Genomic DNA, 13,777 nt, shown 5'->3' with positions numbered 1-13,777 from the left:
AAGAGAGGAACCTGATATGCCGGATCTCTATTTTTTTCTTTGACGGTTATCAATTGTTTTGTCCTTGGGTTCATGTGTATGATCGTCAATTTCAGTGAAACGCTGTTTCCGAGACAGAGAAGGACTTTTCTGCTGACCTTCATCTTGATCGGCGTGATTTCGGTCCTTGAGCTGGTTACCGTGATCGTGGATGGGACTCCGGTAAGACTCCGCCCGGTCAATATCATGGCAAAGTACCCTGATCTCAGTGCTCTATTACCTCTACTGCAATGAAATGTGGAACCAGCTGGATGGATTGACGGGACTCTTAAGCCAGAAGAGCTATCTGAACCGGACACTGAACCTCCAGCCGGAGGATAAGATGCTGATCGTCCTCGACCTCGACAATTTTAAGTACATCAACGATACATACGGTCATCAGGCGGGGGACCAGTGCCTGAAGGTGATCGCGGAATGTCTGAAAAAGGCGTATTCCCGCTATGGAAACTGTTACCGGATCGGCGGAGATGAGTTCTGCGTCCTGTTCAGGAAACCGGAGAAGGAAAAATACTGCAGGGAGAAATTTTACTGGATCATAGAAAAACAGAAAAATCGCTGCATATGCTCCCAGGTGCCTCATACGGCAGTGCCCTGATCGAGGAGCAGGAGAGCATTTCCGACACAAAAGCGCGCGCGGACGCGAATATGTATGCGAATAAAAAAGCACGGAAACAGGCAAGGTGACCGGGGCGGATGAAAAGGATGGAATACATGCAGGACCTTGTTGCGTTGAATAGAAAGAAAAGGACAGGAGGGGGCAGGCGCTCTGTAATCTTTGGAGCCGTTATGCCTCTTCTCTGCACTCCGGGTCTGGCAGGCTGTCAGAATGGGGAAACGGCGGTCATCCGGAAGCATCTGGAACAGATCTTTTGAAAGATAGGAGCAGAAAATGGACTTATACAGAATTATCCTTGTGGATGACGAGGAGGAAGTGCGTAAGAGCATTATCCGCAAGATCGACTGGCAGGCGGTTGGATTTACCGTTGTCGGGGACGCGGAGAATGGGGAGGACGCGTTGGAGAAGATCGAAGCCTTAGAGCCGGACGTGGTCCTCACGGATATCCGGATGCCATACATGGACGGGCTGACGCTTGCGGAGAAGATCCGCCAGAGGTATCCATCGATGAAGATCGTCATTTTTTCCGGATATGATGATTTCGATTATGCGAAGCGCGCGATCAAGCTGAATGTGACGGAGTATATTTTAAAGCCTGTGAATGTGGAGGAGCTGACGGCGATCCTGAGGAGGATCCAGGAGAGCCTCGACGAGGAAATCGAGCAGAAGCGCGATGTGAGCCTTCTGCGGGAAAACTACAGACGCAGCCTGCCGATCCTGCGCGAGCAGTTCCTAAAGGATCTTGTGAGCCACCAGATGGACGGGAAAACGGTCAATGACCGCCTGGAACAGTACGATATCCCACTTGCGGGAGCGAAAAAGTGGATCTCCATTGCGGTGAAAGCGGAAATTTCCGAAGTGTCCGGGGAGCTGATCCTTCCGCTCCACGAGGAGCGGGAGCTGATCCCGATCTCTGTGATGCAGATCCTTGAGGAGAACCTGAAACCGTACTGCAGATTCTCCCTGTTCTCGTTCTCCGGGGCGGCTGACGCGGAGATCGCCGGGATCGTGGCGATCGATGAGAACAACTCCCAGACCAGCATGATCGACATCTTAAGCGATATCTGCAAGGAGATCCGGAAGATCTTGATGATCCCGGTAACGATCGGGATCGGGCACAGCCGGACGGAGCTCGGGCTGATCTGTGAGTCCTTCCGGTCAGCGCTCGATGCCCTGGGCTACCGCGCAATTGTCGGGAGCGGCAGTACGATCTACATCAACGATGTGGAGCCGGTGAACACCGGAAAGCTCCAGTTTACCGCGGAGGACGAGTCTGCCCTCATCCAGGCGGTAAAATTCGGTCCGGAGGAGAAGATAAGGTCCGTGGTATCCGGGATCATCGGAAGGATGTCTGACGCGAAGGTCCATGCGCGGCAGTACCAGACCTACATGTTCAGCACCGCGAACTGTCTGGTCCAGCTCATCCAGCAGTACGACCTGGAGATGGGAGTGCTTTTTGGGGATACCGGGATGGGGACGGACCCGTTTATGATGATCCGGCAGGTGATGAACCGGGAGAAGTTCTCAAAATGGCTTCTTGAGGCGGCACTCGGGATCAACGGGGCGATGGACCAGGAGCGTGACAATACGACGCGCCAGAGCATGGAGCGCGCGAAGCGGTATATCATGGAGAATTACCAGGATCCGGACTTGTCTGTGGAGCAGGTCTGCCGGACGCTGCACATGAGTCCCGCCTATTTTTCGACGATGTTCAAAAAAGCGACGGGGCAGACCTATATCGGTTACCTGACGGATGTGCGTCTCAATAAGGCTGTGGAGCTGTTGAATAAGACGGATGACAAGACCTATGTGATCGCGGCAAAGGTCGGCTACCAGGAACAGAATTATTTCAGCTACGTATTTAAGAAAAAATTCGGCGTTTCACCGACGAAATTCAGAGGAAGCCGGTCGTAGGGCCGGCGGGGGAGAGAGGTATGAAACCGGAAAATGAGGGCAGCTTATTCAAACGGACCAGCATCCGCTATATGATCTTCGTCTACTTTACGGTGACAGCCCTGGCGGCGAGCATCTTTATCGGGCTGTCCCTGTACAGCCGGATGTCAAAGCAGATGTCGGATACGATGCAGGAGGAGAACCAGATCCTGATCGACCAACTGAACCGGTCTGTGGATGTATGGCTCCGCGGAATCATGAAGCTTTCGGACACCACATACTACGGGATCGTAAAAAATGCGGACCTGAGGAATCAGAGCGTCAACAAGGAGATGACGCTTCTCTACGACAATAACAAGGATAATGTGGAGAATATCGCCCTGTTTTCCAGAGACGGAGAGCTTTTGGAGGCCGTTCCCGCCACGAGACTCAAGATGGGGGCAGATCCGGCAGCGGAACCGTGGTTTGAGGCGGCGTTGAAAAAGACGGAGAATCTTCATTTCTCAGTCCCGCATGTCCAACGGGTGTTCGACGCAGGGGAGAACCAGTACCGCTGGGTGATCTCAGCGGCGCGCGCGGTGGAGATCACGGAGGGCGCGTCCACGGAGCAGGGTGTTCTCCTCATCGATATCCGTTATGACAGCCTGGAGCAGCTGTTTGACGGTGTCACCCTGGGAAACGGCGGCTATGTCTATCTTCTCGGCGCGGACGGGGAGCTGATCTACCATCCGCAGTCCCAGCTGATCTACTCCGGGCTCGAGGATGAGAATCTTGAGGTGGCAGCGGAATACAGGGACGGGATCCATCAGGAGGAATATAAAGGAAAGCGGCGTGCCGTGACGGTCAAGACGGTCGGGTATACCGGCTGGAAGATCGTCGGGGCGGCGGCTCTAGGCGGCGTATCCTTAAACGCGTTAAAGACAAGGATCCTGATCGTGTTTATTGTTGCCTTTGTCGTATTCATCCTCGCGGTCATCAATGCATACATTTCCACGAGGATTACGACGCCGATCGAAAAACTGGAGCGTTCTGTGAATGGGATCGAGGCGGGCAATCTGGAAACGGAAGTCTATGTGGGCGGTTCCTATGAGATCCGTCACCTCGGCACCTCCATCCGGAACATGACGACCCAGATCCGGCATCTGATGGATGACATCGTGGCGGAGCATGAATCCAAGCGGAAAAATGAATTTGATGTCTTACAGTCGCAGATCAACCCGCATTTCCTTTACAACACCCTCGATATCATCGTCTGGATGATCGAGAATGAGAAACAGGCGGACGCGGTGAAGGTCGTGACGGCGCTCGCCAGATTCTTCCGGATCAGCTTAAGCCGTGGGAAGAGCATTATTCCCGTTCGGGATGAGCTGGAACATGTGAGAAACTATCTGATGATCCAGCACATGCGGTTTAAGAACCGTTTTACTTATGAGATCGAGGCGGATGAGGATGTCATGGAGCTCGCGAGCGTGAAGCTGATCCTCCAGCCGCTCGTGGAGAATGCGGTCTATCACGGAATGGAGTTTATGGACGGTGATGGGGAGATCCGGATCCGGGTGTACCGGGACGGGGAGGATCTTTATATGAAGGTTTCCGACAACGGACTCGGGATGACGAAGGAGCAGGTGAAAGGCATGTTCATGGATAAGCCGCATGTGAAGTCCGGAAGCGGCTCCGGGATCGGGGTGCGGAACGTCAATGAGAGGATCCGGCTGTATTTTGGACAGGAATACGGTCTGTCCATCGAATCCGAGCTCGATGAGGGGACGGTCGTGACGATCCACATGCGGGCGGTGCCTTACGCTGAGACTGCAGAGGGGGAAAAGATCCATGTCAAATAGAGAAAAAATCAGCTGGTGTGCCGGCGTCCTTCTCCTTGTGGCGCTCTATCTGCTGTCGTCCACGGATCTGATCATCAAGGAGAAAAAGAGGGAGATCTGCCGGATCTCCGTCATCATAGACAACGTGAATGACAACTATTATGGGAGCTTCCGCGCGGGCATGGATATGGCGGAGAAGAAGTATCAGGCGGATGTCAATTTCATCACGCTGTACGCGGAAAATGATGAGGAACAGCAGGAAGAACTGATCGTCCGTGAAATAAAGGACGGAGCGAATGCGATCATCCTTGCGCCGGTCCGCGAGGATCTCGCGGTCATGAAGCTCGATGAGATCTCACCGGGCTGTCCGGTGATCTTTCTTGGTTCCACGGCGATCAACAGCTCGGTGGCGTGCTCCATCTCTGTGGACCGCTACGAGATGGGACGGACGCTTGGGGAGAAGATTGCGGAGAGCGAGGATCCGGCTGTGCCGGTATGCCTGTTCTCCGAGGGAATGGCGTACACGGGGAACCTTGACGCGTATGACGGGATCCGCTCTGTGCTGGACCCAGCCGGTTTTACCGTACGTCTGATCGAGAAAAAGTCAGAGGACACATACCGCAAGGCTATCGAGGAAACGGTATATCCGGAGAGCGGTGATTTTATGGCGGTCGGCATGGATGTTGGTGCCTTATCCGAGCTTGCGGATATCCTGGAGGGCAGCAGTGTGTACCGGGAGCATGTGACGGCCCTTTACGGGATCGGGAGCACGACGGCGCTCTTAAACCAGCTCGACCGGGGGATCGTCAAGGGTCTGATGGCATGGAACCGGTTCGACGAGGGGTATTTAAGTGTTGAAAAGGCGGTTCAGGCAGCCGGGGGAGAGTGGAAGGAAAAACGGATCACATTGACACCGGAGTATATCGACGGGGAGATCTTAAGGAGTGGGATTTTCGAAAAGATGCTATATCCGATGGAATAGGGGGGAGGCAGGTATGAAAAAGGGAAATGTTCTGATCCTTGCCATTGCGGCGACGGCGCTTCTCGGGGGAAGCGCCTGGCTGTACGCGAAAAAGACCGGAGGGCATGAGGAAAAAAAGACGTCCCTGCGGATCGGTGTCCTGTTATACCGCGGGGATGACACGTTCATTGGCACTCTCCGGAATTCCATGGAGCAGGCGGCGAAGGAATATGAAAAAGAGACCGGGGTCCGCGTGACGCTGGATGTCCGGGATGCGAAGAGAAATCAGCTCACGCAGAACAGCCAGGTGGAGCGCATGATCGACCTTGGCTGCGACGTGCTCTGCGTCAATATGGTGGACCGTTCCGCCGCGTCCGGCGTGATCGATCAGGCCATGGAGTCGGATATTCCCATTGTCTTTTTCAACCGGGAGCCGGTCGCGGAGGACATGAACCGCTGGGAGAAACTGTACTATGTAGGGGCGGACGCAAAGGAGTCCGCGGTGCTGGAGGGGCAGATCCTCGTGGACGCCTACCAGAAGAATCCGTCAACCCTTGACCGGAACGGGGACGGGGTTGTTTCTTATGTCCTCCTTGAGGGGGAGACGAACCACCAGGATTCCCTGATCCGCACGGAGTGGTCCATCGAGACTCTGAAGGACGGCGGTGTTCCGATTGAGAAGATCACAGGCGGGATCGCAAACTGGGAGAGAAACCAGGCCTCCGCCCTCATGGAACAGTGGCTTTCGGATTATGGGAATAAAATCGAGCTTGTGCTCTGCAACAATGATGACATGGCTATTGGTGCGATTGATGCCATCGAGCGGGCGGGGATCGTCGCCGGGACGATCAAGCTTGTCGGGATCGACGGGACACCGGCCGGTCAGGAGGCGTTCCGCGAGGGAAAACTCTTTGGGACGGTTGAGTCCAGCAAGGATATCTACGCGAAGAGAATCTTCGATACGGCGGAGGAGCTCGCAATGGGAAAAGAGGTGACCCAGGAAAAATATTTCTGGTGTCCCCAGCATATCATTGCTAACTGACATCATTTTTTACAGGCATGCGCCGCCTCGCGCATGCCTGTACTGTTATATTTAAGCTGATTTCTGCCATGATATGACAAAAAATTGTGGTTTTTTTACAGGAATCAAAGAATTTTAATAATTTATCATAAAAAATAGTATGGAAAAATGCACAAAGGCAGGCTATAATGAATTCATCGTTAAGGAAAAATGCCTAAACGGTCAAAATTATTTTTTGAATGGGAGGATTCAAAACATGAGAATGACAAAGAAAGTAACAGCAATGGCACTGGCTTCCATGATGGCCCTGTCTTTAGCAGGATGCGGAGGAAGCTCTTCCACAACAGCAACAACAGCAGCAGCTACTGAGGCAGCAAAAGAGACAACAGCAGCAGCTACCGAGGCAGCAAAAGAAGCTGCAACAACAGCTGCAGCCGCAGCAGCAACCACAGATGTAGCAGACAAGAAAGTCGGCATCAGCATCTACAAGTTCGATGATAACTTCATGACTCTTTACAGAACAGAGTTAGTTCGCTACTTAACAGAGGACCTTGGATTCAAGGCTGAGAACGTAGTCGTTCAGGATGGTAAGGGCGATCAGGCAGAGCAGACAAACCAGATCCAGAACTTCATCACACAGAAATATGACGTTCTGATCTTAAACCTTGTACAGGCTTCTTCCGCACCGGAGATCACAGATATGTGTAAAGAAGCTGGTATCCCGGTTGTTTACATCAACCGTGAGCCGGACGCAGCAGAAGAAGAGAGATGGGAATCTGAAGGTCTTAACGCTACATACGTAGGCTGTGACGCAAGACAGTCCGGTACATACCAGGGCGAAGAGATCCTTGAGACTGCAAACAAGGGCGATATCAACGGCGACGGCAAAGTTTCCTACATCATGATCCAGGGTGACCCGGAGAACGTAGATGCTCAGTACAGAACAGAGTTCTCTGTTAAGGCTCTTACAGACGCAGGAATGGAAGTTGAGGAGCTCTTAAAACAGCGTGGTGACTGGGATCAGGCTAGGGCTCAGCAGATCGCACAGGACGCTTTAAACCAGTACGGCGACAAGATCGAAGTAATCTTCTGCAACAACGATGCAATGGCACTTGGTGCATTACAGGCAATCGAAGCAGCAGGACGTAAAGTTAACGAGGATATCTACCTTGTAGGCGTTGACGCTCTGACAGAGGCTGTTCAGAACGTAATCGACGGCAAGCAGACAGGTACTGTATTCAACAACCACTTCGCACAGGCTCAGGCAGCAAGCGATATCGCTGTTAAGTTCTTAAGCGGTGAGAAAGTTGACGCAGTCAACATGGTTAACTACGAGAAGGTTACTCAGGATAACGCTCAGGAAATCCTTGATATGTTAAAGTAATTGATACTGTAACAAATGAGAACCGGGTGTGTTGTCTAACACATCCGGTTCGTTGATTAAAATATGCCACCCGGAAATGCGGGGGAGTGTAACTGAAAGGAGTTTTGGGATGGCAGAACAGTACAGACTCGAAATGAGAGGAGTCAAAAAAACTTTCCCGGGCGTAAAAGCGCTTGACGGAGTTAACTTACGGGTTCGCCCCGGAACGGTCCACGCACTGATGGGAGAGAACGGTGCCGGAAAATCGACACTGATGAAATGTCTTTTCGGAATCTATAAAATGGATGAAGGCGAGGTCTATATCGACGGCGTCAAGACGGAGATCGCAAACCCGGATGACGCGCTGAAAAAAGGACTTGCCATGGTTCATCAGGAGCTTCAGCCAATTCCGGAGCGCTCCATCGCTGAGAATATGTATCTTGGACGGTATCCGATGAAAAACTACGGACCGGTCAAGGTCGTTGATCATGCGACGATGAACAAAGAAGCTGAGAAATGGCTTCGGGATGTCAAGATGGATTTTGACCCGAAAGCAAAACTCGGCACATTATCAATCGGACAGATGCAGTCAGTAGAGATCGCAAAAGCGGTCAGCCAGAGTGCAAACCTTGTAATTCTGGATGAGCCGACCTCCTCACTGACTGATAACGAGGTAGAAGCATTATTCCGGATCATCAGAGACTTGAAATCCAGAGGTGTTTCTATGATATATATCAGCCACAAGATGGCTGAGATCCGCCAGATCTCCGACGATATCACGATCATGCGCGACGGTACATACGTTGGAACCTGGGCGATCGAGGATATCTCCGATGAGGAGATCGTAAAACAGATGGTTGGACGTGAATTAAATAACGTCTATCCGCCGAAGGATGATTACCGGACGGATGAGACGGTCTTAAAGGTCAGCCACCTGACAAGTATTCTGCCGAATTCCTTCAAGGACTGCTCTTTTGAATTAAAGAAAGGTGAGATCCTGGGCTTTGGCGGACTGGTAGGAGCGCAGAGAACCGAGCTTATGGAAGCGATCTTTGGAATGCGCCACATTGAGAGCGGTACCGTGGAGATCCTCGGAAAAGAGACTCACATCAAGAGACCGCAGGATGCGATCAACAGCTCCGTCGGAATGATCACAGAGGATCGACGCGGAAACGGTATCTTCGGATGCCTGAGCATCGATGACAATACTGCGATCGCTTCCTACAAGAATTACACCCATATGGGTAAGATCAACAAAAAAGAAGTCGATGCGGTCGTAAAGGACAGCATTGCGAAATTAAAGATCAAGACACCGAGCGGAAAGACGCTGATCCAGTCTCTCTCCGGTGGCAACCAGCAGAAAGTAATTATCGCAAGATGGCTTGCAAACAATCCTGATATCCTGATCATGGATGAGCCGACCCGTGGTATCGACGTCGGAGCCAAATACGAGATTTATCAGATCATGATCGATCTCGTAAAACAGGGCAAATCCATCATTATGATCTCGTCGGAAATGCCGGAGTTGATCGGTATGTCCAACCGAATCATCGTAATGTGCAACGGTCACATCACCGGTGAGGTGGAAGGAGAAGACGCAACTCAGGAGAAGATCATGTCCTTTGCCACAAAATTCACTTTAAGCGGCAAGGAAAACAAGTAGATTACAGGGAGGTTCAGTCATGACAGCGAAAAAAGTAAGTGCAAAAGATTTCCTTATCAATAATGGAATCATCGTCGTTCTTTTATTACTTGCAGTATTTACTGCGATCAAGCAGCCTACATTCTTTTCACGCGGCAACTTAATCAACATCGCATTAAACGTAGCTCCGCGATTCATCATCGCCTGCGGTGTATCCGGATGTTTAATTACAAAAGGTACAGACCTTTCCGCAGGACGTATGGTTGGTCTTTCTGCCTGCTTAGCAGGTACCTTACTTCAGAAGCCGGATTACAGCGGCAAGTTCTTCCAGAACCTTCCGGATTTCGGAAATGCCTGGGGCTTATGGGTTCTCGCGGTTCTTCTGATCTGTGTGGCAATTTGCTGTATCTTTGGTTTCATCAATGGCATCGTAATTTCCTACTTACAGGTTCCGGCCTTCATCGGAACACTTGGTATGCAGCTTATCGTTTACGGTGTCTGCCTTGTTTACACAAACGCGACTCCGATCGGTGGTTATCATAACGCATACACAGCAGTAGCAAAAGGAAAACTCTTTGGCGCGATCCCGTTCCTGTTCCTGATCGCCCTTGCGGTTGGTCTTGTTATGTGGTTCATCTATAACATGACTCCTCATGGAAAGTATATGTATGCGATCGGCGGCAACGAGCAGTCCGCAGAGGTTTCCGGTGTAAACACAAAGAAGACAAAGATCATCATCTACATGACAGCAGCAGCGCTCTACGCACTGGGCGGTTTCCTTGTAGGCGCAAAATCCGGTGGTTCCTCCGTCAACATGGGTCAGGGCTGGGAGCTTGAGGCGATCGCAGCCTGCACCATCGGCGGTGTATCCGTAAACGGTGGTATCGGACGTATCTCTGGTGTTCTTATCGGTGTTCTTGTATTCGAGATCTTAAAGACCTGCTTACAGTACCTTGGTGTTGATACAAACTACCAGTACATCGCACAGGGTATCGTTATCGTAGTTGCGATCGCTCTCGATATCAGAAAGTACATTGCAAAGAAGTAATAGACTGACTGTTTCGGTACAGTTAAAAAACGGGCGGAGGACGAGTTCCAACGCCCGTTTTTGTGCACTGTGGGTTTTAGCAGCCTGCCTCATGGAAAGAAAGCTGGAGCGGTTTGATAAAACCTACACCGGGAGAGTGGAGGTGAAGGAATGGAAGAAGAGATTGAGAAGGTCAGCGGAATCGGAACAGTGACTGAAGCCGCAGAAAAGGCTGTGGAGGCCTTTGGTGAGAAGACTTTAGAAGAACTCGCTGAGGAGAATAAACGGCTGCAGGAGGAAAATGAGCGCCTGAAGAATAGATCCATAAAAGAGCGGATGTACGATAAGATCAATGTGTCGGTGCGGACGATTGATATCTTTATCGGGTGCATGTGCGTATTGTTTGTGGCTGTTGTGGTGATGGGGATGCTGAAGTAAGAGAGTGAAGCGCTGACAGAGATTATGCCCGCCGCAGCCTAAATGTTCAACGACAGGAAAAGATCCTGATGCCAGAAACTGAAACTATCGAAGTGGATAACAAAAAAGCTCTGGAGAACGATATGAGAAAGGTTCTCCAGGGCTTTTCTTTGTCTTGTCTGCTGATTCCCTAAAGAGGAAAATTACAGCAGGAGTCTTATTTCTTATAAAGAATTCTGATGGAATTCAGCACGCAGAGGATCGCGACACCGGTGTCGGCGAATACCGCGAGCCACATGGAGGCGATTCCCATGAGACCTAAGATCATGACAAGAGCTTTTACCGCAAGGGCGAATACCACATTCTGGTTGGAGATCGCGCCTGTGCTTCTCGCGATCTTGATGGCTTCCGGAATGGCATCCATGCTTGATGTCATGAAGACGACGTCGGCGGCCTCGATGGCTGCGTCAGCGCCGCTTCCCATAGCTGCGCCCACATCAGCGCCTGCAAGCACCGGTGCGTCGTTGATTCCGTCACCGACGAACATTGCGCTTCCGTTCTCCGCGCGGAGCTTCTGCAAGATCTCGAGCTTATCAGCCGGGAGAAGCTTTGCGTATACATTGTCGATTCCGACCTCGGCGGCTACCGCCTCAGCGGCTGCCTCGCCGTCGCCTGTGAGCATAGCGGAGCGGATCCCCATGGATTTTAAGGACCTGATGGCATCCTTTGCCTCCGGCTTGATCGTATCGGCGATCTGGATCGTTCCTGCAAGCTTTCCGTTTACCGATATATAGACGGTGGTGACAGCACCGTTCTCATCGTAAGCGCCGCAGTCCACGTTGAACTCGGTGAGAAGCTTTCTGTTTCCGCAGAGCACTTCGCCCTGGGAGAGCCTTGCATGGATGCCTTTGCCGGAGATTTCCTCGATCTCGGCGGGCTTTTCGATCACAAGATTCTGATCCTTTGCAGCGGAGACAATGCTGACTCCGATCGGATGAGTAGATGCGGTCTCGCATGCCGCCGCGATCTGGAGGATTTCCTGCTCGGAAGCTGTGCCTGCCGGAAGGATCGTCTGAACCACGAAGTTTCCTTTTGTGATGGTTCCTGTCTTATCCATGACAACCGTTTTTACAGCTTTCAGGTTTTCAAGTGCGATTCCACCTTTAAAGAGGATTCCTTTCTTGGAACCTGCGCCGATCCCGGAGAAGAATGCCAGCGGAACGCTTAAAACAAGGGCACACGGGCAGCTGATTACGAGGAAGGTAAGAGCTGTGTAGATCCAGTGGGACCAGTTTCCCGTGATCAGAGACGGGATGATCGCTGTCGCGGCCGCCAGGGCAACGACGAACGGGGTGTAAATCCGTGCAAATTTCGTGATGAAGCGCTCGGCCTGCGGCTTGCTGGCTGCGGCGTTCTCCACGGAATCGAGAATCCTTGTGACCATGGACTCGGAAAGTTCCTTTTCGACTCTCATCTTTAAGAGACCGGAAGTATTGACACAGCCGGATGTCAGCTGGCTTCCGACCTTTACCGATACCGGGACAGGTTCACCTGTGATCGGTGACGTATCGATCCGGCTCTCGCCCTCTACGACAACGCCGTCAAGCGGAATGCGGTCACCGGGACGGATCTCTACGATATTGCCGACAACAGCGGAACCGGCCGGAACCTCGCGGACAGTACCGTTTTCGTCAAGAAGAACGGTCTCCGGACGAAGATCAACGGCTTCCATGATCTGACTGCGGCTCTTTTCAACCGCGCGGTGTTCGAATGCTTCACCGACCCGGTAGAAGAGCATAACGCCGACCGCCTCCCCAAACTGGCCGACACAGAAAGCGCCGATGGTCGCGATGCTCATCAAAAAGTTTTCGTCCATCACGTGGCCGGTCTTCATGTTTTTCAGGGCTGTTAAGAGAACTTCCCGTCCAAGGATCAGGTAGGCGATCACAAAGCATATGGCGGAGATCTGCGGCATGGAGTGGGAGAGAAGCTCTCCGACGATGAAGAGCAAGCCTCCGGCGATCAGCTCCGGAAGATCGTGGGCATGCTTGTCGTCACTGTTTGCATCTGCCGGTTTTCCTTCCTCGCGGACCTCGATGATGGTGCCTGGTTCGATCTTGTCTGCAATCTCCTGCATCTTCGGGAGCAGCTTTGTTCCCACGGAAGAGTAGACCCGGAGCTGTCTCGTCGCGAAAGTTAAAATACAGTCATCGACTTCCGGGAGCTCCTGGATTTTTTTCTCGATCTTTGCGGAGCAGTTTGCGCAGTCGATGTTTTTCATTACATAGACGGTGCAGATCGCTTTCGGATTCTTTGGGCGGACCTCAATGACGGTGCCGGGCTCGATCTGATCAGCAATCTCCTGCATCTTCGGGAGCAGCTTTGTTCCCACGGAAGAGTAGACCCGGAGCTGTCTCGTCGCGAAAGTCAAAATACAGTCATCGACTTCCGGGAGCTCCTGGATCTTTTTCTCGATCTTTGCGGAGCAGTTCGCGCAGTCGATGTTTTTCATCACGTAGACCACACAGGTGGATTTCGGTGCCGGACCGTGGTGGTGTTCGGCGTGCTCATGATGATGATCGTGTTCGGAGCAGCAGCCATCGTCATCGTCGTGATGATGGTGATGTTCACAGCCGCAGTGCTCGTCATCATCATCGTCCTTATGATGGTGATGGTGCCCACAGCCGCAGTGTTCTTCATGCTCGTCATCATGCTCCTCATGACGGTGATGGTGTCCGCAGTCGCAGTGATCTTCATGCCCGTCATCATCATCGTCCTCATGATGGTGATGGTGTCCACAGCCGCAGTGCTCTTCGTGCTCGTCATCATCATGCTCATCGTGATGATGGTGGTGTCCGCAGTCGCAGTGATCTTCATGCCCGTCATCATGCTCATCGTGATGATGGTGTCCGCAGCAGCAAACCTCTTCGTCCTCGTGGTCTGCTGACTTCTGCTTGGATTTTTCTAATTCCTCCATA

11 protein-coding genes are annotated in these 13,777 nt (G+C 52.0%); 10 read left to right on the top strand and 1 reads right to left on the bottom strand.

Going from position 1 to position 13,777, the window contains the following annotated elements; all coding sequences use genetic code 11:
- Positions 1–274: 274 nt before the first annotated feature.
- The 10 genes from DXA87_RS11635 (at position 275) to DXA87_RS11595 (ending at position 10,820) form a co-directional block, all read left to right on the top strand.
- Entirely contained in the window at positions 275–634 is a 360-nt protein-coding gene (locus DXA87_RS11635) for a GGDEF domain-containing protein (protein WP_117504502.1), read from the top strand.
- A 107-nt stretch (positions 635–741) separates the two neighbouring features.
- Positions 742–912, top strand: a complete 171-nt coding sequence (locus DXA87_RS17990) for a hypothetical protein (RefSeq protein ID WP_199537928.1) — start codon at positions 742–744, stop codon at positions 910–912.
- A gap of 16 nt (positions 913–928) precedes the next feature.
- A complete protein-coding gene (locus tag DXA87_RS11630) occupies positions 929–2,569 on the top strand; it encodes a response regulator (RefSeq protein ID WP_117504500.1) in 1,641 nt (546 codons plus the stop codon).
- Positions 2,570–2,589: 20 nt separating this feature from the next.
- Positions 2,590–4,389, top strand: coding sequence for a sensor histidine kinase (locus DXA87_RS11625; RefSeq protein WP_117504499.1), 1,800 nt, complete (start codon positions 2,590–2,592; stop codon positions 4,387–4,389).
- Positions 4,379–5,350, top strand: a complete 972-nt coding sequence (locus DXA87_RS11620) for a substrate-binding domain-containing protein (RefSeq protein WP_117469405.1) — start codon at positions 4,379–4,381, stop codon at positions 5,348–5,350. Before DXA87_RS11625 ends, DXA87_RS11620 begins: the two co-directional genes overlap by 11 nt.
- 13 nt (positions 5,351–5,363) lie before the next feature.
- Positions 5,364–6,371, top strand: coding sequence for a galactose ABC transporter substrate-binding protein (locus DXA87_RS11615; RefSeq protein ID WP_117504497.1), 1,008 nt, complete (start codon positions 5,364–5,366; stop codon positions 6,369–6,371).
- A gap of 235 nt (positions 6,372–6,606) precedes the next feature.
- Positions 6,607–7,734 carry a galactose ABC transporter substrate-binding protein gene (locus tag DXA87_RS11610; protein WP_117469407.1) on the top strand — a complete coding sequence of 376 codons (1,128 nt, stop codon included), beginning with the start codon at positions 6,607–6,609 and terminating at the stop codon, positions 7,732–7,734.
- Between the two features lie 109 nt (positions 7,735–7,843).
- Complete coding sequence (locus tag DXA87_RS11605; protein ID WP_117469408.1) at positions 7,844–9,376, top strand: sugar ABC transporter ATP-binding protein; 1,533 nt, start codon at positions 7,844–7,846, stop codon at positions 9,374–9,376.
- 19 nt (positions 9,377–9,395) lie between these two features.
- Positions 9,396–10,403 (top strand): beta-methylgalactoside transporter, encoded by a 1,008-nt coding sequence (locus DXA87_RS11600; protein WP_117469409.1) that lies wholly within the window; start codon positions 9,396–9,398, stop codon positions 10,401–10,403.
- Between the two features lie 150 nt (positions 10,404–10,553).
- On the top strand, positions 10,554–10,820 hold the full coding sequence (locus tag DXA87_RS11595; protein ID WP_242990507.1) for a hypothetical protein: 267 nt from the start codon (positions 10,554–10,556) through the stop codon (positions 10,818–10,820).
- A 196-nt stretch (positions 10,821–11,016) separates the two neighbouring features.
- Here the strand turns inward: DXA87_RS11595 and DXA87_RS11590 are convergent, their stop codons facing one another.
- Positions 11,017–13,776, bottom strand: coding sequence for a heavy metal translocating P-type ATPase (locus DXA87_RS11590; protein ID WP_117504495.1), 2,760 nt, complete (start codon positions 13,774–13,776; stop codon positions 11,017–11,019).
- Position 13,777: the final 1 nt, after the last annotated feature.

Origin of the sequence: Desulfotomaculum sp. OF05-3 (assembly GCF_003435535.1) — a bacterium.
In the GTDB taxonomy this organism is placed as follows: Bacteria; Bacillota; Clostridia; order Lachnospirales; family Lachnospiraceae; genus Pilosibacter; species Pilosibacter fragilis.
This window is presented reverse-complemented; position numbering and strand designations above follow the sequence as displayed.

What these genes read in the sequence shown, in the direction of transcription:
- DXA87_RS11635 (WP_117504502.1), top strand. Translation starts at nt 275, where the DNA reads ATGTGGAACCAGCTGGATGGATTGACGGGACTCTTAAGCCAGAAGAGC.
- DXA87_RS17990 (WP_199537928.1), top strand. Translation starts at nt 742, where the DNA reads ATGGAATACATGCAGGACCTTGTTGCGTTGAATAGAAAGAAAAGGACA.
- DXA87_RS11630 (WP_117504500.1), top strand. Translation starts at nt 929, where the DNA reads ATGGACTTATACAGAATTATCCTTGTGGATGACGAGGAGGAAGTGCGT.
- DXA87_RS11625 (WP_117504499.1), top strand. Translation starts at nt 2,590, where the DNA reads ATGAAACCGGAAAATGAGGGCAGCTTATTCAAACGGACCAGCATCCGC.
- DXA87_RS11620 (WP_117469405.1), top strand. Translation starts at nt 4,379, where the DNA reads ATGTCAAATAGAGAAAAAATCAGCTGGTGTGCCGGCGTCCTTCTCCTT.
- DXA87_RS11615 (WP_117504497.1), top strand. Translation starts at nt 5,364, where the DNA reads ATGAAAAAGGGAAATGTTCTGATCCTTGCCATTGCGGCGACGGCGCTT.
- DXA87_RS11610 (WP_117469407.1), top strand. Translation starts at nt 6,607, where the DNA reads ATGAGAATGACAAAGAAAGTAACAGCAATGGCACTGGCTTCCATGATG.
- DXA87_RS11605 (WP_117469408.1), top strand. Translation starts at nt 7,844, where the DNA reads ATGGCAGAACAGTACAGACTCGAAATGAGAGGAGTCAAAAAAACTTTC.
- DXA87_RS11600 (WP_117469409.1), top strand. Translation starts at nt 9,396, where the DNA reads ATGACAGCGAAAAAAGTAAGTGCAAAAGATTTCCTTATCAATAATGGA.
- DXA87_RS11595 (WP_242990507.1), top strand. Translation starts at nt 10,554, where the DNA reads ATGGAAGAAGAGATTGAGAAGGTCAGCGGAATCGGAACAGTGACTGAA.
- DXA87_RS11590 (WP_117504495.1), bottom strand. Translation starts at nt 13,776, where the DNA reads ATGGAGGAATTAGAAAAATCCAAGCAGAAGTCAGCAGACCACGAGGAC.